Source organism: Agrobacterium sp. lyk4-40-TYG-31 (genome assembly GCF_030209855.1).
In the GTDB taxonomy this organism is placed as follows: Bacteria; Pseudomonadota; Alphaproteobacteria; order Rhizobiales; family Rhizobiaceae; genus Agrobacterium; species Agrobacterium vaccinii.
Genome location: NZ_JARVRE010000002.1, coordinates 260,699 through 284,767, shown reverse-complemented (window position 1 = coordinate 284,767; position 24,069 = coordinate 260,699). Strand labels below are relative to the sequence as shown.

Here is a 24,069-nt window from a genome sequence, read left to right as displayed (position 1 = left end):
CCTCCTCTTGTTTTCAGCTTTCGGAAGCAATCCGGGCGGCGGTGATGCCAGCCAAGCGGCCAAAGGCGGTCGCCGTCAAAAGACCATTGCCGGAGAGATAGCCGTAATTGGAATCGCCAGACACGCCACGCGCAGCCCCACCACCCGCCATAAGGTTCGGCAAAACAGTGCCATCTTCGCGCAGCACCCGCGCCTCGGCATCGATGACCAGCCCACCTTGCGTGTGGAACAGTGCGCCGTTGACCTTGACCGCATAATAAGGCGCGATCAGCACCTGATCTGGCGGAAAGCTTCGACCAAACCGATCGGGCTCGCCGGCCCTCGCGCAGCTCTCGATGGCCTCGAACTCTTCGCGGATGGCGGCAAGCGAAAGACCCGTGACGGAGGCAAGTTCTTCCAGACTGTTTGCGGTTTTGACGGCACCCAGTTTGCGGATTTCACGGTAGTCGTAAAAGCCCATCCCAGCCACATCGCCCCTGGCATCATAGATGTCCCAAGCGATGTGGTCAGGTTGCGCAGCGACTTCAGCGGCGTGTTCGGAATAGCCGCGCATCTCATTGGAAAAGCGTTGACCTTTCACATTGAGAAGAATGCCGCCCTTGGTGATGACGGCCCATGTTAACGGCAAGGCATGGGGGTGCGCGACCGACCCATGTCCCTGATAGGAGCCCATATCGGCAAGCGCGGCACCGATTGCCTGCCCCCATTTCACCGCATCGCCTGTGTTGGAGAGGTGACCACAGCACTCGGCATCGGCAATTTCAGGGATGTATTGCTGCACAAGCGCGACATCTCCTGCAAAGCCGCAAGAGGCAAGAACGAGTGTCTTGCAGCCCAGCATTTCCAGCGCGCCATCGGGACGGCGGAAGCGGACGCCCGTCACGCGGCCCGTCGCATCCACATAGAGGTCTTCGACCGAAGCATGTGTCACAATATCGATATCGGCGTTGGACACAGCAGAGAGAAGCGACTGTTCCAGATCGGCACCGGTTCGGCTTTTGGGGCCATGCATGCGGAGGCGCGAGTGGCCGGGATAGGTGAACCCCGTGACCAGTTCGAACTCCACCTTATGCGTGTCCATCAACCAGTCGATCATCGGGCCTGCGGTTTGTGCCGCGACCAGCGCTATATCGTGGGGCGTGTGGTCATGGGTCTTGGCGACGAGGTCTTGTGCGAAAAGTTCAGGACTGTCCTCAATGCCCGCTTCCTTCTGCAAGCGGGTACAGGGCGCGGGAATGAGACCTGCAGACAGGGAGGTGGAGCCGGTGGGGTTCTCGTCCCGCTCCAGCACCATGACCTCTTGCCCCGCATCATGGGCCGCTAGGGCTGCGACCAGACCGCAGGCCCCTGCCCCGACGACGACCACCGGCATCTCAAAATCGAACGTCACGCCTTCCGCAGATAGCACTGCCATGGCTCAAATCTCCTGTTCAATAGCTGGTGCGGTTTGCTTCCGGGGTGCCGTAGCGGGCCTCCAGTTCCTGAATTTCAGGCATCCGCGCCATATCGAAGAACTCCTTGAAGTTCATGACGTTGGGCGCGACCGAAGCGATTGTCTCTTCCGTCTTCAGAACCTGAAGCGTCCTGCGCGCCGCTTCGCAGGCCGAAAGCAGCAGCCAGTTGGGGTAGATGATGAGCTTGAAGCCCAGCGCCTCGATTTCCGAGCGCGTCAGGAACGGCGTCTTGCCCGAAGTCGCCATGTTGTAGAGCAGCGGAATGCCGGGGAAGCGCGGTGCGATATGCGCCAGGTCATCCGGGCCGGGGCTTTCGATGAAGATGACGTCGGCACCGGCCTCGCGGTACATTTCCGCACGGTCGAATGCGGCGTTGCGGCCATGCAGCGCCAGTGCATCCGTACGGGCGATGACAACGAAATTCTCATCGATACGCGCATCCACGGCAGCCTTGACCTTCGCTACCATGTCTTCGGCGGAAACGATCTGCTTACCTGCGAGGTGACCGCAGCGTTTCGGCAAGACCTGATCTTCCAGATGAACGGCAGCCACACCGCCGCGCTCATAGAGCTGAATGGCGCGCCGCACATTGAGCGGACCGCCAAAACCATTATCGGCATCGGCAATCAGCGGAATATCGGATGCATCGGCAATGCGGGTGGCATTATCGACCATCTCCGTCATCGTCAGCAAACCCACATCGGGATAGCCGAGGCGCGTGGCAGAGGTGCCGGCACCCGTCATATACATGGCGTCAAAACCGGCTTCGGTCACGAGGCGGGCATACATGGCATCGACCACACCGGGAGCCATGAGGGCTCGTTCGCCTGCGAGCAGCTGCCGCAGACGTTGGGTACGTGTTAGGGACATTTAATTCTCCATTTCTCCGTAAATTGGCCCCGGCTCACTCCATCCGGGGCCGCGTCTCACATTCCGAGATAGGCCTGGCGCAACTGCGGATCGGCCAGCAGGGTTGCGGCCTCTCCCTGCATAACGAAACGGCCCTGCTCGATGACATAAGCGCGCTTTGCGACACTCAGTGATTGCATGACGTTCTGCTCGACCAACAGCACGGCAACACCGTCAGCATTGATCTTGGTGATCAACCCGAACATCTCTTCGACCATGATGGGGGAAAGACCGAGCGACGGTTCATCCAGAATGAGCAGCTCCGGCTCCGACATCATGCCCCGACCGATGGCCAGCATTTGCTGTTCACCGCCCGACAACGTGCCCGCAAGCTGGTTCATTCTTTCGCGAAGCCTCGGGAAGATTTCGCAGATGCGCTCGAAATTCTGCTTTGTGTTTTTGCTGGCCCGGCGAAACGCGCCAAGTTTGAGATTTTCTCCAACCGACAGATTGGGAAAGACCTTTCGTCCTTCCGGCACATGGGCGATGCCAAGCGCCACGATGTCACGCGCATTCTTGCCTGTTATCGTCACGCCCTTGAAGGAGATGGACCCGGCGCTGGGCTTGATGAAGCCGGATATGACATTGTTGAGCGTGGTCTTACCGACACCATTCGAGCCCAGCAGCGCGACGATTTCGCCGTTCTCGACGCTCATATCGATGCCTTGCAGCACGCTCATCGAGCCGTAGCCTGCGCGGATACCCTTGATATCAAGCATGGTTTTCCTCCTGCAGCCGCGCTGCGGCACCGTGGCCGAGATAGGCTTCCACCACGGACGGGTCCTTGACGAGTTCGCGGGGTGTGCCGTGGGCAATCATCTTGCCCTGGTTGAGCACATAGGCCGTTTCCGCCAGCTGCATCACCGCCTGCATGACGTGTTCGATCATCAGGAAGGTATGCCCTTCCTCGCGGATTTTTCTGATGATGCCGACGATCTCTGTGATTTCGGAGGGGATAAGCCCTGCCATGACCTCGTCGAGCAGCAGCAATTTCGCGCCCGTTGCCAGCGCACGCGCCAACTCCAGCCGTTTGCGCCCGGCAATCGTCAGCGACGAAGCGGGGCGATCAAGCATCGCGCCCATGCCCAGCCGCTTGCCCACATCCCGCGCAACCGACATGGCTTCGCGACGGTCGTGATGGTGAAGATAGGCACCAACGGCGATATTTTCTTGAACCGTGAGCCCCGCAAAGGGCTGGACAATCTGGAAGGTGCGGATCATGCCCAGCGCGCAGATGCTGTGCGGCGCAAGGCCGGTGATGTCCTTGCCCTGAAAGCGCACCGTGCCTTCGTCGGCCTTGGTAAAACCGGCAATCATCGTAAAGCAGGTCGTCTTGCCTGCGCCGTTCGGGCCGAGAAGTCCGACAATGGAGCCTTCGGGCACATCGAGCGAAGCGTCGGTGACGGCCTTCAAGCCGCCGAAGCTTTTGGAAAGATTACGGACTTCAAGCATTGTCGTCCTCCTTCTTCTTGAATGTGCCGAGCTTGCCGGCAAGGCCAACAAGACCGTTGGGCAGGAAGCGCAGCGCGCAGATCAGCACAATCGCGTAGAGCACGAAATTCAAACCGGGCGCATTGGGCAGCAGATGTTTCGCGCCTTCACCGAGGAGATGCAGGCCGAGTGTGCCGAGCAGCGGACCCCAGATGGTTCCGGCACCGCCGATAATTGGGCCAATCAGTGCTTCGATGGAGACGGCGCTGCCATAGACCACGTTGCTGTCGATGAAGAGCCAGAGCTGGAGATAGAGAACGCCAGCCAAACCACCGAAGGCACCGGAGATGGCCATCGCCTGCACCTTGATCTTGTAGGTGTCGATGCCGAGCGCGCGGGCTGCATCCTCATTTTCCCTGACGGCGATGAGATAGGCACCGAAGCGGGAATATTTGATGAGAGCCGTCAGCGCCATGACCAAGGCCACCACGACCAGAAGAGCAGTGTAGGCAATGGTGCGATCATTGAATTGCAGGTTGGCCACGCCTGGTGCCAGCTTCAATTGCAGCCCGCTGCCGCCGCCGGAGAAATCGAAGGAAGACGCGCAGATGCGCAGCACTTCGGCAAAGGCCAGGGTGACGAGCGCGAAGTAGGAGCCCTTCAAGCCATAGCGGAACGCCAGAGCGCCAATGAAGGCACCCATGACGGCACCAGCGAGAATGCCCGCACCGAAGCCGACCCAGGCGTTGACGCCATATTGCACCTGAAGGATGGCCGAGGCATAGGCACCCGTTCCATAAAGTGCGGCGTGACCGAAGGACGACAGGCCGCCGAAACCACCTGTGATGTTCCACGAGAGGGCGACGACCGCGACGATCAGCGCATTGATGGTAAAGCCCATCCACACCGGCGATGAGGCGAAATAGACCCCGAAGAGATAGGCGAGAGCCGCCGCGATGAGGGCAATCTGCCCGATGGATTGAGGTCTCATGTCTTTGCCCTCCCAAGAAGCCCTGACGGTTTGAAGAGAAGGATGAGGATGAAGGCGAGGAAGATACCGATCTGGCCCAGGCTTTCGCCAAGGAAGAGACCGCAGAGCGACTCGATGACACCAAGCAGCAGACCGGCAACCAAGGCACCCAGCAGGCTGCCCATTCCACCCAGAACCACCGTCGTGAAGGCGACGAGGACGAAGGTGTAGCCGACCTGCGGGGTGATGTAGAAGGTGGGCAACAGCAGGCAGGCGGCCAGTGCGACACAGGCGGTGCCGATGCCGAAACAGATGGCATAGGTGTGGTTGACGTCGATGCCGACGAGTTCTGCACCGCGCTTTTCAATCGCTACAGCGCGAATGGCCGAGCCCGTGCGCGTATAGGCCATGAAGCACCAGAGCAGCGGTGAGACGGCGAGGGCTGCACCGAAAGCGATGACACGACCAAGCGGCAGATACGCACCCAACACTTCGACAGTGTCATAGGCATAAGCGATATCCGCCGTGCGCGTATTCGACGTCCAGAAGTAGAGCGCCAGATTGTCGATGATCATCGACACTGCGAGGGTGATGAGAAGAACATTCTGCTCCGAGCCGCTGCTCATCGGCGCAATCAGGAAACGCTGCAACACGTAACCGAGCGCGAAGAAGGCCGGAAGAACGAGCGGGATGGCGAGATAGGGATCGACGCCAAAATAGAAGTAGAGGAAATAGACGGCGTAGAGCGCCAGCATCAACAGGCTGCCATGCGCAAAGTTGATGATGTGGAGCACGCCGTAAATCAGGGTGAGGCCCAGCGCCACAAGCGCATAGACGGCTCCCATCATCAGGCCGCTCAACACGGCAGGTAAGATCAGACTTGACATCAGGGCTCGCCTCTCTGTCGTTTGAAGAGCGCCCCCAGGGACATCCGCGTCCATGGGGGCGAGACCGTGTCAGTTTTTGGCTGGGATCGGGAAGACCGCTTCGGCGGTGGCAAATTCCTTCGGGAAGACCAGTTCGATCTTCTCACCACGGATCTGCGTGTTCACCGGCTGCGAGTTGACATTGTCACCATTGACGAACTTCGTCGGACCATAGGGCATGATCGACTGGCCGAAGGTCGATGCGGCCAAAGCCTCGATCATCTTCTGGCGATCAGCCGAAGCGCCGCGTTCCAGAGCATCAGCAATGACCTGGATCGTGGCATAGGACACCATGACGTCGTAGGTCAGGTCCAGCTTGGCAGCGGCAACGCTGGCGGCGAGTGCCTTGGACAGATCCTTGGACGGATCGTACCAGTGATTGCAGTCCATCACATATTGCGCGACTTCCTTGTTCTCGCGAACGAACTTGATGTTGGATGCCGCGCCGCCAAGGATGGAATAGATGGCCTTGAGTTCGACGCGCTGCTGGTTCAGCGCACGCGCCATCAAGGTGTATTCGTTGATGTAGTTCGAAGGGATAAGAATATCGGCCTTCGATGCCTTGACGCGCAACGCAATGTTGGAAAAATCGCGCTGAGGTGTCGGGTGCGAGATGGTCTCGACGACTTCGATGCCCTGCTTCGGCAGTTGCTCAGCAAGAATTTTCGCCATGTTGGAGCCGAACGGACCGTCTTCATGGACGATGGCCGCCGTCTTGATGGAATTGCCAGCGCCTGCATTGAGCAGCTTGAGGTTTTCAAGCGCGACGCTGGTGCATTTGTTGACGCCCGGCGTGAAGCGGAAAACGTTGGGCAGGCCGCGCGTTACGACAGTTTCGGCGGTGCCGATAGAGAAGACCTGCGCGAGATTGTACTTTGCCGCGGCCTGCGAAGACGCAAGGCCGAGTGCGGATGCTGTTGCGCCGGTGAAGGCACAGGCATCGGCCTGGATCAGCGTATCGACAGCGGAGGCCGCAGCTTCCGGGCGGCTCTGTGCATCGACGATGACGAGCTCGATTTTCGCGCCGCCCATACTCTTGATGCCGCCTGCGGCATTGATCGCTTCTGCGGCGAACTTTGCTCCAGCAGCACTTTGAGTACCGTTATAGGCAAGATTACCCGTGAGCGGTTCGATGACGCCAACCTTCACGGTGGCGGCCTGCGCGCGCAGGATGGATGGTGCAGCCAGGCTGACCGCAAGGGCACCAGAGACTTTTAAAAGGTCGCGTCGTTCGATTTTGAATGTCATTTTTATGCTCCCAGTTTTTTTATGAGACGGCAAAAGAAACTCGCTGGTCCGCCCGTCAACGGCCCAGCCAGGAATGCGACGCCATTCGATCCGTCTCGAAGGCGGTGATCTGCTCCATGTATGTGAATGTCATCTCGATCTCGTCCAGACCGCGTAAGATGCAGTCCCGCGCGAAGGGATCGATGGTGATGGGGTGCGTGCCGAGATTACCGGGCAAGACAAGCTCGCCAGCCTCAAGATCAACCGTAACCTCCGCGTCGGGAAAGCGGGCGAGATGTTCAGCCAGCGCATCACAGTGCTCAGCGGCCAGGCGAACAGGCACGAGCCCGTTTTTCAGCGCATTGTTGAAGAAGATGTCACCGAAGCTGGGCCCGATAACAGCCCGAATGCCGTGATCCACCAGCGCATAAACCGCACCTTCGCGGGACGATCCGCAACCAAAGTTATCCTCGACAAGAAGAATGGTCGCGGCATCGGCACCCGGCTTGTTCAGCGGGAAGGCAGGGTCGATTTCCCCATGCTCGTCGCGCCTGATGTCGTGGAACAGGAACTGGCCATAGCCCTGTGCGCGGTCGGCCTTCAAAAAGCGACCAGGAATGATCTGGTCCGTGTCGCAGTTGACGCTTGGGATGGCGACTGCCGTTGATGTCTCGCGAATGAATGCTTTCATCATTGTGCCCTCACATCCTGCGCACGTCGGTCAGACAGCCGCTGATGGCAGCGGCAGCCGCCATGGCGGGGCTGACCAGATGGGTGCGCGCGCCGGGGCCCTGACGGCCGACGAAATTGCGGTTGGAGGTGGAGGCGCAGCGTTCACCGGGACCAACCACGTCACCGTTCATCGCAGCGCACATCGAACAGCCCGACTCGCGCCATTCAAAGCCTGCCTCACGGAAGGTGCGGGCAATGCCCTCGGCTTCCGCCTGCTCTTTCACCTGTGTCGATCCCGGCACGACGATGGCCGGGATCATCGCCTTGCGACCTTTGAGAATGGAGGCCGCAGCCCGCAGATCCTCGATCCGGCTGTTGGTGCAGGAGCCGATGAACACCTTATCCAGCTTCAGGCCATCCAGCGGCGTGCCGGGCGCAAGCTCCATATACTCCAGCGATTTCGTCGCCGCCTTGCGCTTGTCGGAACTATCGAAAGTCGTCGGATCGGGGACGCGCCCGTTGATCGAAACGGCATCTTCCGGGCTTGTTCCCCACGTCACCATCGGCGCAATATCCGCACCGGCCATTCTCACTTCCGTGTCGAAGAAAGCGTCTGAGTCGCTGGAAAGCGTGCGCCAATGGGCAACCGCGCCGTCCCATTCCTGCTCTGATGGCGCAAAATGTCGACCTCGCACATAGGCAAACGTCGTGTCATCCGCCGCGACCATGCCGAAGCGGGCAGCGGCCTCGATCGACATATTGCAAAGCGTTAAACGTCCCTCGATGGAGAGATCGCGAACCACCTGACCGGCGAATTCAATGGCATGACCGCCGGCCCCCGCAGCCCCGATCTTCGCAATCAGCGCCAGCATGACATCCTTTGCCGTGACACCCTGCCCCAGCACGCCGTCAATGGTGACGCGCATCGTCTTGGGGCGAGACTGCCACAACGTCTGGGTGGCCAGAACATGCGCGTTTTCGGATTGGCCGATACCGAAGGCGATGGCACCGAGCGCCCCTTGCGTCGAGGTATGGCTGTCAGAACACACGATGGTGAGACCCGGCAGCGTGATGCCCTGTTCCGGCGCCACAACATGGACGATGCCCTGCTCACGGCTCGACAGTCCGAAATGGCGCATACCGCCCCATTCCATGTTTTCATCGAAGGTGTCGATCATGTGGGCAATAGCCGGGCTTGCCGCATCGCGCGACGTTCGCCCCAGTGTCGGCACATAATGGTCGGCAACACCGAAAATCTGCTGCGGACGCCGTGGCTTCAAGCCACGCCGCTTGAGATCGGCAAAGGCATGGAAGCTGCCCTCGTGGATCATATCGCGGTCGATATAAAGCAGCGACGGCCCTGCTGGATGCCGCAATATTTCGTGCTCATCCCAGATTTTGCCCAACATTGTGCGCGGTGCGGCTGCTTGCGCCATGACCTTGTCTTCCTGTTAGTCGGCTCGACGTTCGGTTTCAGCCAGCGGCACGGAACGCCGCGCAGATGTCACCCGCGGGTGCGTTCCACACCCCCTCATGCGACAGGATGTAATCCAGTGCTTCACGCAGATATTCGACACGATACGGCATGCCAGACACCCAGCTGTGCAGCGGCAGGCTCATGACGCGACCGCCATATTGCGCGCTTTCGCGGTAGAGCACGTCGAAGCGGTCCTTGACCTGCTGCACCCACTCGGCTTCCGACTGGAAATATTCGTCGGCCACCACCCGGTCATCGGTCTCGTAAGCCATGGGCATGGCAAGCAGCGAACCGTTCTTTGTCTGCATCTCGTAGGGAAGATCGTCATTTGCCCAATCAAGGCTGTAGGCGATCCCGTTGCGCGCCAGAAGATCGGGCGTGTTGAACCCCTGCGCACGGCCCGGTGACAACCAGCCCTCGACCTTCTGTCCACTTGCTTTGCGAAGCAGGCTCAAAGCCTCGGCAATGATTGCGTTTTCCTCGTCTTCGCCAAGACCGGAGTGATGGACCTTGCCCATATCCAGACCATGCGCGATGATCTCATGCCCGCCTCTGACGACAGCTTCGATCAGTGCCGGATAACGCGAGGCAATCACGCCGTTGATGGCGAAGCTGACTTCCAGCTCTTTTTCGGCAAGCAGCTTGAGAATGCGGAAAATGCCGATGCGATTACCGTAATCGCGGTTCGTGTAATAGCGAAAATCCGGGTAAGGCATTGACAATGCGCCCGGTGCCTTGAAGGGCTTGGACGGCATGTCGAGCGGAAAATGCTGCACATGGGTAACGATGGACAGCGCAATACGCGCACCATCGGGCCAGGCAATCGGCTTACGGGTGAACAAGTCGCTCCACGCATAGCGGTCATGATCCATGCCGTAATGACGAGCGGGGTATTTGAGATAGTCTTCAGGCATAGACATCAGCGCGCTCCCTTCCCGGAATTATGGGCGACCATGGCAGCACTCATGGCGTCATAGGCACCGCTGGCGTGATAGGCGGCAGCGATTTCGCGGCCTGTCGTTTGCCAGACGCCGTCATGTCCCGCGATATATTCGATGGCTTCGGCAAAGGCGTCGATGCGATGCGGCTGGCCTACGAGATAGGGATGCAGCGGAACGCACATGACCGTGCCGCTCTCATCGCCTTCCTTGTAAAGCTGATCGAACTGCCGCTTGATGATTTCGCCGTAGTGGCGCGGCGTGACCTTCTGGCTGTTGTAAACGATGACATCGTTCATCTCGAGCGAGTACGGCATGGAAATCAACTTGCCTGTGTTGACCTTGACCGGCATTGGCTGGTCGTCATGGAACATGTCGCAGGTGTATTGAATGCCCGCTTCCGACAGAATATCCATCGTCCAGAAATTGTTGGACAGTGCGGGCGACAGCCATCCAGCCAGTTCCTGACCGGTGTGCTTGCGCACCGTATCGAAGGCATCGCGGATAACAGCGCGTTCCTGCTCGATATCGAGATTATAGACATAGCGCGTGTTGTAGATGCCGTGGGAGAAGAACTCCCAGCCACGATCCGCACAGGCCTTGATGATTTCAGGGTGGTGATCGCAGAGCGCGACATTGAGCGATACAGAGCCGCGAAAGCCCGCCTTGTCCATCGCCGCCATCATCCGCTGCCAACCGGCGCGGTTGCCGTAATCGCGATGGGAATATTGCAGAACATCCGGGTTCGGCCGCGCCCAGGGTGTACGGGTCGGGTTGTTCGGCGGGTTGTATTCGTAGAATTCGATGTTTGGCGCAATCCAGACGGCAATCTTCTTGTTGCCGGGCCAGACGATCTTCGGGCGGTTGGGCCAGGGGAGGTAATCGTAGAGCCCCAGATCCGACTTCATGGCGATGTCTTCAGCGGCCATCTCAGCGAACCTCCGGCTGATAGGCCTCGTACCAGGCAATGGCATCCGCCACCGGGATGACGTCGCCATACTTCACGGAGATATCGTAGAGATTGGCGAAATGCGGGCTCTCATGCTTGTCCGCCACACACTCCTCGGGAACGATGACCCGGTATCCGCGCGAAATCGAATCCACCACGCAGGCGCGAACGCAGCCAGATGTTGAACCACCCGTCAAAACAACCGTGTCGCACTGGTGCCAGACCATCAACGACTGAAGATTGGTCTCATGAAACGGCGACGCCATGCGCTTATTCATGACAATGTCTTTGACATGGTCGATCTGCAAACGCGGGTCGAACTCGGCCCTGCGGGAGCCGACCTTGATGTTCTGCAGGGAGTCCGGCGTGTTGGTGCGCGTGCCCCAGACACCGCAATCTTCGCCCGATTCCATGTAGGCCACATAGGTCCAGGTCACGGGCAGACCCTTGTCGCGGGCGAGATTTGACAGCGTGTTGACGTATTCGAGTTGCCGGGGGTCGGTTTCGTAAGCGGAGACGAATTCACCCAACGACGTGTAGGCACATTGCAGATCGATGTTGATCAGCATCGGCTTGCGACCGAACCCAAAACGCTTGCGCGTCGGATTTGCCTTGGCGTTTTCGTAAAGTTGGCGTGCGGTAAGCGATGACATTTCCATGACGACCTCCAGTGCATTGCGACCCTTCACACGACCGAAATACAAGTCGCTTCCTCAGCAAAGGCGCCGTTTTATTATTTCTATTGTTATCACTTTATATCATTTGTAAAGTCCCTTTTGAAAAGCGCGCCGCTCTTTTTAGAAGACGCTTTTTGTCTGAGCAGTTGCCTCGCAAATGACAGCGTCCATGCTGATTAAGTGAGCAACCAAAGCCCTTTTGACGGAGAGAAACGATGCCGCTTTCACCCTGCCCACCGATCTCCGATGCTGACTGGCCAGAAAGCATTCGTGATCTGCGCGATGGATTCGCCGGTCAGCTCAATGTCTATAGCACCATGGCGCACCACCCTGCTCTCTTGCGAAGCTGGGCGCCTCTTCGACAACATCTGGTCAAAAACAGCGCGCTGGGCGCCGACCGTTCGGAAGTTGTGATTTTGCGCACCGGCTACCGCCTCGGCTCGCATTATGAGTGGGCACACCATGTCAGCAGGGCGCGCGCTCTGGGCTTTACCGACCAACGCATAAGCGCCATCGCAGCGATGCCGGATGGTGAGGATGGCTTGATCGTCAGAGCGGTCGACGCCCTTATGGACTTGCACTGCATTCCCGCAAATTTGGAAGCCGAACTTGCTGAGACGATTGGCCGTGAAGCCGTGTTCGATCTGATCGCAACGGTTGGTTTTTACACGGTCCTCGGCGGTATTCTGATGACGTATGATACGCCTCTGGACGACAATGTCGCGTCCGAGCTCTCACTGAACCCAATATCGCCAGTGACCGGAAATGGCATAAGGGGATGCAGCCACCCCATGCAGGACGGTCAGAATTAAAGCGCGTAAACCTCTTCATGGGTCGCGACAAAGAAGCGGCCCTCCGTCGTTACCCAGCCACGAAACATGCCCGCTGTATTGTAAGGCGCCGCGATTGATCCGTCAGCGCCGACGGCCACAAGTCCTGCGCCTATATTGTGCGAACCAAGCTCTTCCATAATGACCTTGACTGAGGATTGTTCAACAGTTTCATCAAGGTATCGAATTCTGCTCGCGACCTCGTGGCCGACGGTATAACGAATGAAGAACTCGCCCTTGCCGGTTCCAGATACTGCACAAGCACCGTCACGTGCGTATGTTCCCGCGCCTGCAATCGGCGTATCTCCAATACGACCTGCAGGCTTGTTGTTGTAGCCACCCGTCGATGTTGCAGCCGCTAGATGGCCCGCGGCATCCAGCGCAACGGCACCCACGGTTCCATGCTTTTCGGATTCGCTCGCTTCCACGACCGTACCGGCTGAGGCATGTGCCTTCATAGCGGCCAGAGCGTTGACCCGCTTATCAGTGCGGAAATAACTCTGATCAACGATATTGATGCCTTCGACTCTCGCGAAATCATCGGCAGCGCTGCCGCCGAGCAGAACCGCGTCGCCCTTTTCCATGACCCTGCGGGCAGCATTCACGGGATTGCGGATGCACTTTGCCAACGTCACGGCTCCTGTTTCAAGCGTTCGACCGTCCATGATAGAGGCCTCGAGTTCGTGTTCACCATCGGTGTTGAGAGCTGCTCCGTGGCCGGCGTTGAAGTGCGGACTGTCCTCCATGACCACGACCGCCGCCTGGACAGCGTCCAGAGCTGAGCCGCCCGACTGCAAAACCGCCCAGCCAGCCAGCAGCGAGCGGTACAGATCGACGCGTGCCGCTGCCCAGTCTGCTTCACTTAGATCCTGCTTGGCCATCACGCCGCAACCGCCGTGTATCGCGAGAGCGGTTTTTGTCATTGGTTTTCCTTCCTATCAACCTCGATTGTCATACACCCCGCGCCAGCTTGCGGGATGACAGCCCCTGATCTCAGACCAGTTCGATATCCCCGATGACACGAACGCGAACGCGCCGCGCACCGCCCGACAGATAGGCTATCGGTATATCCTCAACTTCAAGCGTCTTCAGACTTCCGCGGCTTGCGCCGGAAGCGATTGCCGCTGCTTGCGCCTCGGCTTCTGCCGTTGCCAGAGCTTCGTCGCGGCTGATGCCGGAAAATACCTGATCCACCTCGCCTGAAACCTGCGCCATTGCGGCGCCAAGCGCATTGGCGACACCGGCGTTTTCGACGCGAAGCACTTCGCTCGCGCCTATTACCGTTTCCGGGATAAGAAACGCGCCGCCGCCAACAGCAATCAGGGGCACATCTTCGGCAGACGTCTTCATCTGGTCGAAGCTGTCGGTCACCATGTCGCGAATGCGGTGAAGGCTGGCTTCGACAAAAGCTGGATCAAGGCGCTTTACGCGGTCCCTGTCACCCATTTCGATCAAACCGGCAGCAACGGCAACGTCCGAGGTCGTCAAGGTATTCCCACCGAACACCAGCGCCTCGCTTAGAATACGGTAACCGACCGAGCGCGGGCCCACCTTGCCAGTACTAGGATCGATTATTGTGCCCCCGCCAAGGGCAACGGGCAAAAGATCGGGCATACGAAACAGGGTTCGTACGCCGCCGACATGCACGATATTATTGGCCTCGCGCGGAAAGCCGCCAATGAGGCAACCAATGTCGGACGTAGTACCGCCGACATCGACAACCATCGCATCGGTCAGGCTCGTCAAGAAGGCCGCGCCGCGCATGGAATTCGTCGGCCCGGATGCAAAGCTGTGAACGGGGTTGGCGGCCGCTATATCCGCCAGCGCAACCGTCCCATCGTTCTGCGTGAGGTAGAAGGGAGCCGCGATCGAGGCTTCGCGAAGAGCGTCCGAAAATGCCTGCACGGTCGTATTACCAAGTGATTGCAGCGCCGCATTCAAAAGCGCGACGTTTTCGCGCTCCAGAAGGCCGATACGGCCAAGGGTGTGTGATAACGTTATTCGGACGTCAGGAATGATGGAGCGAACGATCTCGGCAGCGGCAACCTCGCATTCCGTGGTCAGCGGTGAGAATGTCGCCGAAATCGCGACCGAGGAGATGCCAGCGTCGCGGATCTTCATCGCTGCTTCGCGGATTTCGTCAGGGATCATCGGCACGATGGGGCTGCCATCGTATTCATGACCGCCATGGACCATGAACACCAGTGGATCGACGGCTGCGCGCAGATCATCAGGCCAGTCGCACATCGGTGCAAGCGAAGAGCCACTCGGCAGTGCGATACGGATTGCCGCGACACGCTCCAGCCGGGCGCGTTCCACAACGGCATTGGTGAAGTGCGTGGTGCCTATCATCACGGCATCGAGTGGGCGACCGCTTGATCCGATCAAACCCGATACATGCGCAAGCGCCGCCTTGACGCCCGACATCACATCTTGTGTTGTCGGAACCTTAATGGAGGATAGGATTGTGGCGCCGTCGATCAGGACGGCATCCGTGTTAGTGCCGCCAACGTCAATGCCGATGCGTTTCATGGGAATACCGATTTGAATTCGAGGTCATAACCGAAGGCACGGGGCCCGACGGCGGCGATACCCGCAGGCGTAGTCAACAGTTCAGGGGCTGGGAGCGCTATGACCGTGACGCGTTGGCCATACCTGACGGATTCGGTGCCGATGGCACCACCTGACACCGTGTCTAGCAGGCACAGCAAATCCGGCGTCATGGCAACAGCCTGGTCATCGCGAAAAGCGACGGCCCATTCGTTCTGGAACGCCAGTTCCAGGCGTGATCCCTTGTCTGCATCAATACCTTCAATCGTCGTTTGACCACGTAAAAAGCCACCGGTGGTTTCGCGAACGACATCAACCACTTTGCCTCGGAACAGTTGCTTTCCGCCTTCATGGTCGAGAACCGCTTTCACCGCATCATCATGACGCGCACGTGCTTCGATGACGACACGGCCAAGTTCGGTCGCCTTGGTTACGGTGTAGTGGATGCCCCAATCCTTGACCTCGCGGCCCGTGCGCGGCGCCTTGCAGGTGGCCGCCGTCGAGCCGACTTCGGTGCAGACCTTGCGAGAGATACGCTCCATCCACTTCCACGACGCAGCGCGGGTGACGATCACCTCGTTGTCGCGAATATCGACCAGCGATAACGGGAACATCGGCAGGTTACCAATTGCAAATGAGGTCATCTGCGCTTCGGGATACGCCCGGCCCATCGCATCTGCGTTGACGACAGGGCGGTCGAGTATGGCACCCGCGAGGAAAGACGACAGTGCATTCGAGCCGCCGATCTCCACGCTCATAATGGCGCGGAACGGTTTTCCGAGATAATCCTCCATTACCTCGACAGCACGAGCGAGATGGACGGGGTCGCTCAATCTCTCTTGACCAACCAGCGGGGCACCCATCTTGGAGACGACTGCGACCATGTCGTCGTCGGCCAGATCCATCGGGTCCATGATCTGAACACGGCGGCCTTCCGCATAAAGGCGACGCAAATTAAGTGTAGAGATATAGGGGTTGCCGCCGCCACCAGTGCCCAGAATCCAGGCGCCCGTGGCGAGCGGTTCGATGTTTTCCTCGGGGAATTCCTGAAGCATGTGTCACCTATGGCAGTCGCGGGCATGCCCGGCCCGCACCCGTGCGAGCCGGAATTTTGTCACGGCGCGGCGAAATCAGTTCGCTTTGCAGTCCCAATAGAAGTTGGAGAAATTCAGATCCCAGCTCTGCATTGGAATGAAAGCATAACCTTGCAGGCACTTGTTGGCGCCGTAACGGCGGTTTGGTGCCACGGCCCAGACGTCGGGTTGCAGTTCAACGATTTTGGTCTGAAGTTCCTTGTAGGCTGCGTTCTGGGCGGCCACGTCGGTCTCGCCTCGCGCCTTGTCTATCAGCGCGTCGATCTCGGAGTTCTGCAACCATTCCATCGCCCACCACGTTCCGGCGGCCTTGGAATGATACTGGTTGTAGAACATCGCATCCGGTGAAGGATAGCTCGGCGAGACGTTCACCTGAGTGGAGGCAGGCGTCGTTTCCGGCTTGGCGGAGAGTTCAACGATGCGGTTCCAAGGCTCCGGCTTGATATCGAGCGTAATGCCGATCTGCTCCAGGTTGGCTTGCAACAGGAGCGCTACTTCCGCCTCGAAGGCAAGCGAGGCGACATAGCTGTTCACCAGCGTGATTTTCTGACCGGCATATTTCGATTTGGCGAGTTCTTCCTTGGCCTTTTCGAGGTCGAACACACCCGGCTCGATGTTGTCATTATGGGCGTCCTTGAACGCATCCGACAGCGGTCCTTTCATGTCGAAGCCTGGATAGATCACATCCTGAATGGTCTTATAGTCCGTTGCGTAGGCAATAGCGCGGCGTACATGGACATCGTCGGTGGGATAGACCTTCGTGTTGAGCTTGATAACGAAGCCACCAGCTGTCCGCGTCTGGATCAGCTTATAGCCATCCATCTTGCCAATTGCTTCATAGGTGTCGTTGCCGAGACCATGCGAGGTGAGGCCGAGTTCGCCTTTTTCAGCAAGCGCCTTAACGGTGGCATCATCGCTGGTTTGTACGAAACGGACTTCGTCGATTGGCTTGCCTTTGGTCCAGCCAAGGAAATAATCGGCATTGCGGGCAATGACCATGTCGGCGGAGCGGTTGTAGCTGACAAGTTTGTAAGGACCGGAACCGGCAGAGTGTTCGCCGACATAGGCCTCGCCCCATTTGTCTTCAGCCTTGGTATTGGCCTCGATCAGCTTCCGGTTCATGGCCATGAATATCGGCGTTACCGACATGAAGGGCGAAAACTGGCGTTCCAGCTTGAAGGCGACGGTCTTCTCATCCGGTGTGGTGATGTTTTCCGGTTTTATAAGGCCAACGACAAGGTTGGACGGGCCCTTGTTGATGCCGATCAGGCGCTGTACCGACCATGCGATATCAGAGGCTTTGACAGCGGTGCCGTCCTGAAACTTCGCATCATCGCGCAGGTGGAACGTATAGGTCAGACCGTCCTCGGACACATCCCAGGATTTCGCAAGATGCGGCACAATCTCGCCTGACGGGCTGACGGTGGTCAGGCCATCATACATGTTCACGATCGCCATATAGCCGGTGTAATCGGTTACCTTGGCCGGATCGAGAGAGCTGAAAATCTGCATCGTGTTGACGGCGATGGACACCTTTTCATCGGCAGCGGATGCCGACGCGGAATGCATCATCATGGCAAGGCTGGTGCCAAGCGCGAGCGCGGCAAGGCGAGATGTTCTGGACGTAGCTTTCATGCTGGTTCCTCTCTTAGATGCGGTAAATCCGCTTATGGTTAGGCAGCTTGACGGGCGAGTGCCGGCAGGGGTGAAAACGTCAATTCGGGGTAGCCGAAGGCCTTTGGTCCAACGACCTCGAGTGCCTGAGCGCTGCGCAACAGGTCGTGGCAGGGTATGGCCAAGACCGCGACACGTTGTCCGTAGCGCAGCAACTCAGTGGTGATGGGATAACCGGTATCCACATCGAGCAGCACGATCAGGTCCGGGACGGTAACTTCGACCTGGCCGTTGCGACGGAAGATCAGAAATTCGTTCTGGATGGCAACGCCAGCGGTCTGGCCCGCACAATCGTCAAAACCGGCCAACTCCATTTCACCAACGGCGAAACCACCGCGCAGGTGGCGTTTGAGATCTGTGATCTTGCCGTTGAAGATGCGGCGCCCTCCTTCGAGTTTGCAAACGGCAGCAATCGGGTCCTCCTGCGCTTTGCGGGCATCAATGACCGCTTGGCCGAGGGAGATGGACTTGGTGTAGCTTTTGGGAATGCCGTAGCGATTGACAAAATGCGCCTGCATCGGAGCGGTTGCCAGCATAGCACCGCCGCCCTGCGCCACCACGCAGGCGCGCGCCATACGTTCGTGCCAGACTTCGGTTACCGCGTGGCTGAAGATAACGGCATTGCCGTGCAGGTCGCACATCACCGAGGGGGTTGAGCTGTGGCCATAGATCGAAAACGTCGTCATCTGCATTTCGGGGAACGCACGCCCCATGCCGTCACAATCAAGGATCGGCAAGCCGCCAAGTGCCGCCGTCACCAGCGGATTGATGGCATTGGCGCCGCCGATTTCCTCGCAGACGATTGCGTCGATGGGTTGGCGGATCAGGTCTTCCATGGCGCGCAGGCAACGCAGACCCTCGCGCCCTTCACGCAGGCGCTCAGTTCCGACAACAGGCGCACCGATGCCACCAATCGACATGCAAAGAGCGTCCGGCTCGATCTGGTCGGTACCGAGGATTTTAAGCTCGTAACCGGCCTTCATCGCTTCCAGCGCCAGCAGCTTGCCCTGATAAGGATTGCCACCACCGCCGGTGCCGAGAATGCCCGCACCGATTTCCAGCGCGTCGAGATCCTCGACGGTGAGCTTGCGCAGATTGGCTTCATCGTATTTCAGCTTGCGCGCTTCAGCCATCATAGCCTCCCATTTCTCCAACGACCTTGACGTGAATGCGCGTGGCATTGCCGGGCAGGTAGGCCAGCGGCGTGTCCTCGCGTTCGATGACTTCCAGAGTTTCTGCTATCGCCCCGGCGGCAATCGCCTTGTCACGAGCTTCGGCTTCGGCCTCAACCAACGCGCTTTCACGCGTGCGACCGTCGATCAACGAGAAAACGCGATCTGTCTCACCGCTGATTTGCGCGATCGCTGCGCCAACGGCATTGGCAACCGCAAAATTATTCGGGCGGATGACCTGAAGGTCACCGATCGTCTCTGGCATCAGGATCGAGCCGCCGCCAACGGCGATGACGGGCACAGGCGTGGAGGAAATGCGGCTGCGCTCCACACAGGCTTCCAGCATGGCGTGAATCTTCTCGGCGGCTGCTTTGATCAAGGACGCTTCGAGACCTCCCAGCAACGCAGCGTCGCCAATATCTGCCTTGCCCGAGGCAATGGCGATATCCGTCGCTGTCAGGATTGAACCGCCGAAACACAAAGCATCCTCACGGACGCGATAACCAACCGATTTGGGACCGATGGTCACGCCCTTCTCACCCTCAACGACGAGCGAGCCGCCACCGAGGCCTATCGAGAACACGTCAGGCATGCGGAAATTCGTACGCACACCGCCGATATCGACCGTGGTCGATGCCTGCCGAGGAAACCCGTGAGAAAGCGAACCGACATCCGACGTCGTACCGCCGACATCGACCACGACGGCATCCTTGATGCCAGTCAGGAAGGCAGCACCGCGCATGGAGTTAGTGGGGCCGGATGCGAAAGTGAGAACAGGAAAGCTGCGCACGACATCGGCTGCCATCAGTGTTCCGTCGTTCTGTGTGATGTAAAAAGGCGCGGTAATACCGGCTGTTTCCAGCGCCTTGCCGAAGGCAGCGACGGTGCGGTCAGCCAGCGAGAGCAGGCTGGCATTCATGATCGCCGCACTTTCGCGCGCCAGAAGACCATGGCGCCCGATATTCTTGGACATCACAACCGGCAGACCTGGGCAATGCTGCTGTAGGATTTCCTTTGTGCGCAACTCCATCGCGTCGTTTATGCCACTGAATACGCAAGTGACTGCCGCAGCCTTGAGGCCCTTGGCGCGTATGTCGCCCGCTATACGGACGATTTCATCTTCGTCCAGCGGCGAGATCTCGCGCCCGTCGAATTCGTAACCGCCGCGAACCTGGTAACTGTGATTTCCGACGATCTCGCGAACGTCATCCGGCCAGTCGACCATCGGCGGCAGCCCGGCACCGGAGGGCAAGCCGAGGCGAATGGCCGCAACCTCCTCCATATGTCGGCGCTCAATCACTGCATTGGTAAAATGCGTCGTCCCGATCATCACAGCAGAGATGCGCGGCCGGTCGATGCCGGATGCCTCGATAACCTTTTCCAGCGCCTCGATGACGCCAGACGTCACATCTTCCGTGGTGGAGGCCTTGACGCCCGCCAGAACCGTTTTGTCTTCCAAAACGACAGCATCGGTATTCGTGCCGCCGACATCAATTCCAACGCGATACACGTCAGGCTCCTCTCAATCGGTTGTCTTGACGAGGAAGCGCATGCGCTCTTCCTCCGTCACGACAGGTTTCAGGCGCTCCTCCTCATCGCCGACGACCGGGATCGCCGCGATTAGCGCGCGGGTATAAGGGTGCTTGGGTTCGGCAAAGACCTGCGGGGTAGCACCCTCCTCGATAATTTCGCCGCGCAACATGATGGCTATGCGCGAGCAGAAATTGCGCATTAGCGACAGGTCATGGCTGATCATCAGATAGGTAAGTCCGAGTTCTTCACGCAGTTGCAGCAAGAGTTCGATCACTGTTTTCTGCACAGACACATCAAGCGCGGCTGTCGGTTCGTCCAGAATGAGAATTTTCGGTTCGGCGGCCAACGCACGGGCGATTGCCACACGCTGCTTCTGCCCACCTGAAAGTTCATGGGGATATTTGCCTAGATAGGATTGCGGCAATCTCACGAGGCCCAACAACTCACTCATGCGCGCCTCGCGGGCAGCGCCATCGAGACCGATGAATTTCAGTGGCAGGCTGAGTGTCTGCTTGACGGTTCGTTTCGGGTTGAGCGAGGTGCCAGGGTTTTGATAGACGATCTGCGTCAGGCGCTTGCCTCTGGGTGGCGCTGGCGCGTCGATAGACACCTTGCCGCTGGTCGGCTCGATGAGGTCCATTATAATCCGGGCGACCGTCGTCTTGCCTGAACCGCTCTCTCCAGCCAACCCAAAAACTTCGCCTTCGCGCAACGTCAGATTGAGGTCGCGAACGGCATGATACCCGGGACGGCGACCGTATATCTTGTTAAGTCCGCTGGCCGTCACGATAGGCGGGCGTTCGCTGCCGGGCTGATCGATGACGCGCGAGCCATAAAGCGGTGGCACGGCATCGAGCAAAGAAATCGTATAGGGCTGCCTAGGGGTCGACAGCATTTCTCTGCAAGGACCGGTCTCCACGATATCGCCATGGTGCATAACGACGACGCGATCTGCGGCCTTGCGCACGACACCGAGATTGTGCGTGATCATCAAGAGAGCCATGTTCTCCTGAATAACCAACTGATTGATGAGATTGAGGATTTCGTCCTGCGTTGTGACGTCGAGGGCTGTGCCCGGTTCGTCTGCTATCAGCAGTTTCGGCTGGTGCAGAAGCGCAAGACCGATCAGCACACGCTGGCGCATGCCGCCGGACAACTCCGACGGATAGGCATTCATGACGCGGTCGGTATCGCCTAGTTGCACCCGGCGCAGCACTGCAGCGATGCGGCTATAACGCTCAGAATGCGACGACGATTTTCCCTCACGCTTGTCGGCAAAACGCATGACATCATCGAGGTGGGTACCGATCTTGAAGACCGGGTTGAACGAAGACAACGGGTCCTGCATGATCAGCGAAAAAGCGCTGCCCTTCATGCTTTCGCGCTCGCTGCGCGAGATATCCAGAACGTTGCGGCCACTGAACGAGATGGCGCCCGAGCAAATGGAAGCGTTTTTAGGCAGGGTGCCGATGATCGCCTTGGCCGTTACCGACTTGCCGGAGCCCGTTTCGCCAATCAGCGCCACGCGTTCGCCTGCGAAAACGCTGAATGCGACATCGTTGAGGACTTGCCGCGTACGGCCATAGGTGGTGAACGAAACCGTCAGGTTCTCGACATTCAAAAGCGGCTGGCTCATCGCTTAGTTCTCCACATCGAACATATCGCGCAGGCCATCACCCAGCAGGTTGAAACCGAGGGTTACGTAGAAGACGGCAGCACCCGGGCAGACCACCTCCCACCAGAAATCCGGCATGAACTGGCGGCCATCTGCCACCATCGACCCCAGATCTGGTGTCGGTGGCTTGACGCCAAAGCCGAGGAAGCTGAGCGTCGCACCGAAAAGGATAACGAAAGCCGCATCGAGTGTCGTCTTGACAGAGATGACCGGCACGCAATTTGGCAGGATTTCACGAAAGAGAATATGCATCGGGCTTGCGCCCGCCAGTCGCGCCGCTTCGATGTAATCCTCCGACGCAATCTGCTTCGAAACGGCATAGATGAGGCGCGCATGCCAGGTCCACCACAAGAGGGTGATGGCGATCATGGCATTCATCAGCGTCGGCTCAAGCAGGTTAGAGACCGCGAGCGCCATGACAAGCGGCGGCATGGCGAGCATAACGTTGGTAAGACCAGAGATGAGCTTTTCTGTCCAGCCACCGAAATAGCCAGCCATCAAACCCAACACTGCACCCACCGGCACAGATATGCCAAGGACGCCGATCACCAGAAGAAGCGAGATACGCAGGCCGAAAATAGTCCGCGAGAAGATGTCACGACCAGCCTTGTCGGTACCGAACCAGTGCGCAGCGTCCGGCGGCAGATGACGGGCACGAAAATCCACAACTGCGCCGACATGTTTTGGATAGGGTGTCAGAAACGGGGCGAAGATCGCCAGAAAAATCACGGAAAAGATGATCAGCGCACCGATGACCGCAGCCGGATTGCGGCTGAACCGATACCACATCATGTAACCGGCGCTCAGGCCCCGATCGCTGGCATCGAGCATTTTGATATCGGCCATCAGCGGACCTCCTTGCGACGAAGGCGCGGGTCTATCATCGTGATGAGAATATCGACGATGAGGTTCGCGACGATGAAGAACAGCCCGGCGACCAGCACGACGGCGGTAACGGCGTTGAGATCCTTCTGTAAAATCGAAGTGAGGCCGTAGGATGCAAAACCACCCCAAGCAAAAATCATCTCGATGACGAAGGCGTTGCCGATCAGCGAGGCGAATTCCAACCCCATGATTGTCAGAGGTGCGATGGATGACAGCTTCAGTAGGTATTTCAAGATGATCACACGTTCCGGCACCCCAAAGCTTTTGAGTGTGAGCACATGGTCCTTGCGCTGGTTTTCGATCATCGCAGAACGGGTGATCCGGGTGATCTGACCGATACCGGCCATAGATAATGCAAAGGCTGGAAGGATGAGATGTTGCAGAGCGTTGATCGATATGTCCGGGCGACCCGTCAGCAGACCATCGAGAAGCAGTAGTCCGGTCGGGCCACCAGCCCAGTCCAGCCCGTGGTCAAGCCTGCCGATGATGGGCCAGCCTGAGAGAAAACGGGCTGCGATCAGCTGAAGGGTGATGGCGAAAAGGAAGCTGGGGATAGTGACGCCGGTCAAAGACAGCAACCGACCGACATGGTCGAGAGCACGATCTCGGTAATGAGCCATGATGACACCGAGCGGGATCGCCACCACGAACATGAAGATCACCGAGACCAGAACCAGTTCGAGCGTAGCAGGGACTGTCTGCGCAAGATCAGTGATGACAGGACGTTGCGACACTAGCGACATGCCGAGATCACCGCGCAATGCCTTGGCAATGTAATCCACATATTGAAATGCGAGCGGCTGATCGAGCCCCATCTGCAAGCGCAGGGCTTCGATCTGTTCAGATGTTGCCGCGGGCCCCAACGCCATGCGGGCAGGATCGCCCGGCACGACGCGCGCCAGCACAAATATCATGATCGAGAGAGCAACCATCACCAACACGAATGTGCCGAGCCTGGTGAGGATGGCGATCAAGGGATGTTGCTGCATCGTGGTAGTGGTCCTCGTGCGTCGCTGAATTGTCTCC

Annotated in this window: 22 protein-coding genes; 1 reads left to right on the top strand and 21 read right to left on the bottom strand. The window is 58.6% G+C overall.

All coding sequences use genetic code 11. From position 1 onward, the window contains the following. Window positions 1–13: 13 nt before the first annotated feature. The 12 genes from QRN55_RS02035 to QRN55_RS01980 all read right to left on the bottom strand — a co-directional run bounded on the left by QRN55_RS02035 (window position 14) and on the right by QRN55_RS01980 (window position 11,657). The gene (locus tag QRN55_RS02035) at window positions 14–1,414 is read right to left on the bottom strand and encodes an FAD-dependent oxidoreductase (RefSeq protein ID WP_284774380.1); all 1,401 of its coding nucleotides are present in this window, start codon (window positions 1,412–1,414) and stop codon (window positions 14–16) included. A 16-nt stretch (window positions 1,415–1,430) separates the two neighbouring features. After that, the gene (locus tag QRN55_RS02030; RefSeq protein WP_284774378.1) at window positions 1,431–2,324 is read right to left on the bottom strand and encodes an isocitrate lyase/PEP mutase family protein; all 894 of its coding nucleotides are present in this window, start codon (window positions 2,322–2,324) and stop codon (window positions 1,431–1,433) included. A 56-nt stretch (window positions 2,325–2,380) separates the two neighbouring features. Next, the gene (locus QRN55_RS02025) at window positions 2,381–3,082 is read right to left on the bottom strand and encodes an ABC transporter ATP-binding protein (RefSeq protein WP_233123752.1); all 702 of its coding nucleotides are present in this window, start codon (window positions 3,080–3,082) and stop codon (window positions 2,381–2,383) included. Beyond that, window positions 3,075–3,815, bottom strand: a complete 741-nt coding sequence (locus tag QRN55_RS02020; RefSeq protein ID WP_103659653.1) for an ABC transporter ATP-binding protein — start codon at window positions 3,813–3,815, stop codon at window positions 3,075–3,077. Before QRN55_RS02020 ends, QRN55_RS02025 begins: the two co-directional genes overlap by 8 nt. Then, window positions 3,808–4,785, bottom strand: coding sequence for a branched-chain amino acid ABC transporter permease (locus tag QRN55_RS02015; RefSeq protein ID WP_284774375.1), 978 nt, complete (start codon window positions 4,783–4,785; stop codon window positions 3,808–3,810). The genes QRN55_RS02020 and QRN55_RS02015 overlap by 8 nt, the downstream gene beginning before the upstream one ends. Further along, on the bottom strand, window positions 4,782–5,651 hold the full coding sequence (locus QRN55_RS02010) for a branched-chain amino acid ABC transporter permease (protein WP_284774373.1): 870 nt from the start codon (window positions 5,649–5,651) through the stop codon (window positions 4,782–4,784). Before QRN55_RS02010 ends, QRN55_RS02015 begins: the two co-directional genes overlap by 4 nt. A 69-nt stretch (window positions 5,652–5,720) precedes the next feature. Next, window positions 5,721–6,938 (bottom strand): ABC transporter substrate-binding protein, encoded by a 1,218-nt coding sequence (locus tag QRN55_RS02005; protein ID WP_284774371.1) that lies wholly within the window; start codon window positions 6,936–6,938, stop codon window positions 5,721–5,723. A 55-nt stretch (window positions 6,939–6,993) separates the two neighbouring features. Continuing rightward, the gene (gene leuD, locus QRN55_RS02000) at window positions 6,994–7,611 is read right to left on the bottom strand and encodes a 3-isopropylmalate dehydratase small subunit (protein WP_284774369.1); all 618 of its coding nucleotides are present in this window, start codon (window positions 7,609–7,611) and stop codon (window positions 6,994–6,996) included. Between the two features lie 7 nt (window positions 7,612–7,618). Next, complete coding sequence (gene leuC / locus QRN55_RS01995; RefSeq protein ID WP_284774367.1) at window positions 7,619–9,025, bottom strand: 3-isopropylmalate dehydratase large subunit; 1,407 nt, start codon at window positions 9,023–9,025, stop codon at window positions 7,619–7,621. Window positions 9,026–9,062: 37 nt separating this feature from the next. Next, entirely contained in the window at window positions 9,063–9,986 is a 924-nt protein-coding gene (locus QRN55_RS01990) for a polysaccharide deacetylase family protein (protein WP_111839454.1), read from the bottom strand. After that, on the bottom strand, window positions 9,986–10,933 hold the full coding sequence (locus QRN55_RS01985; protein WP_284774365.1) for a polysaccharide deacetylase family protein: 948 nt from the start codon (window positions 10,931–10,933) through the stop codon (window positions 9,986–9,988). Before QRN55_RS01985 ends, QRN55_RS01990 begins: the two co-directional genes overlap by 1 nt. Before the next feature lies 1 nt (window position 10,934). After that, window positions 10,935–11,657: an isochorismatase family protein gene (locus QRN55_RS01980; protein ID WP_284774363.1), complete on the bottom strand. Its 723-nt coding sequence runs from the start codon at window positions 11,655–11,657 to the stop codon at window positions 10,935–10,937. Window positions 11,658–11,845: 188 nt separating this feature from the next. Between QRN55_RS01980 and QRN55_RS01975 the strand changes: the two genes are divergently transcribed. Beyond that, the gene (locus QRN55_RS01975; RefSeq protein WP_284774361.1) at window positions 11,846–12,442 is read left to right on the top strand and encodes a carboxymuconolactone decarboxylase family protein; all 597 of its coding nucleotides are present in this window, start codon (window positions 11,846–11,848) and stop codon (window positions 12,440–12,442) included. On the opposite strand, the gene QRN55_RS01970 is transcribed toward QRN55_RS01975, so the two are convergent. The 9 genes from QRN55_RS01970 to QRN55_RS01930 all read right to left on the bottom strand — a co-directional run bounded on the left by QRN55_RS01970 (window position 12,439) and on the right by QRN55_RS01930 (window position 24,032). Continuing rightward, window positions 12,439–13,383 (bottom strand): isoaspartyl peptidase/L-asparaginase family protein, encoded by a 945-nt coding sequence (locus tag QRN55_RS01970; protein WP_284774358.1) that lies wholly within the window; start codon window positions 13,381–13,383, stop codon window positions 12,439–12,441. The genes QRN55_RS01975 and QRN55_RS01970 overlap by 4 nt on opposite strands. A 70-nt stretch (window positions 13,384–13,453) precedes the next feature. Then, window positions 13,454–14,992, bottom strand: a complete 1,539-nt coding sequence (locus tag QRN55_RS01965) for a hydantoinase/oxoprolinase N-terminal domain-containing protein (RefSeq protein ID WP_284774356.1) — start codon at window positions 14,990–14,992, stop codon at window positions 13,454–13,456. Next, window positions 14,989–16,065, bottom strand: coding sequence for an S-methyl thiohydantoin desulfurase family protein (locus QRN55_RS01960; protein ID WP_284774354.1), 1,077 nt, complete (start codon window positions 16,063–16,065; stop codon window positions 14,989–14,991). Before QRN55_RS01960 ends, QRN55_RS01965 begins: the two co-directional genes overlap by 4 nt. 75 nt (window positions 16,066–16,140) lie before the next feature. Further along, complete coding sequence (locus QRN55_RS01955; RefSeq protein WP_284774352.1) at window positions 16,141–17,739, bottom strand: ABC transporter substrate-binding protein; 1,599 nt, start codon at window positions 17,737–17,739, stop codon at window positions 16,141–16,143. Between the two features lie 38 nt (window positions 17,740–17,777). Further along, window positions 17,778–18,911: an S-methyl thiohydantoin desulfurase family protein gene (locus QRN55_RS01950; protein ID WP_284774350.1), complete on the bottom strand. Its 1,134-nt coding sequence runs from the start codon at window positions 18,909–18,911 to the stop codon at window positions 17,778–17,780. Further along, window positions 18,904–20,460, bottom strand: coding sequence for a hydantoinase/oxoprolinase N-terminal domain-containing protein (locus QRN55_RS01945; protein ID WP_284774348.1), 1,557 nt, complete (start codon window positions 20,458–20,460; stop codon window positions 18,904–18,906). The genes QRN55_RS01950 and QRN55_RS01945 overlap by 8 nt, the downstream gene beginning before the upstream one ends. Window positions 20,461–20,472: 12 nt before the next feature. Beyond that, the gene (locus QRN55_RS01940) at window positions 20,473–22,119 is read right to left on the bottom strand and encodes an ATP-binding cassette domain-containing protein (protein ID WP_284774346.1); all 1,647 of its coding nucleotides are present in this window, start codon (window positions 22,117–22,119) and stop codon (window positions 20,473–20,475) included. Window positions 22,120–22,122: 3 nt separating this feature from the next. Continuing rightward, window positions 22,123–23,004: an ABC transporter permease gene (locus tag QRN55_RS01935; protein WP_284774344.1), complete on the bottom strand. Its 882-nt coding sequence runs from the start codon at window positions 23,002–23,004 to the stop codon at window positions 22,123–22,125. Continuing rightward, a complete protein-coding gene (locus QRN55_RS01930; protein WP_284774342.1) occupies window positions 23,004–24,032 on the bottom strand; it encodes an ABC transporter permease in 1,029 nt (342 codons plus the stop codon). Before QRN55_RS01930 ends, QRN55_RS01935 begins: the two co-directional genes overlap by 1 nt. Window positions 24,033–24,069 lie beyond the last annotated feature (37 nt).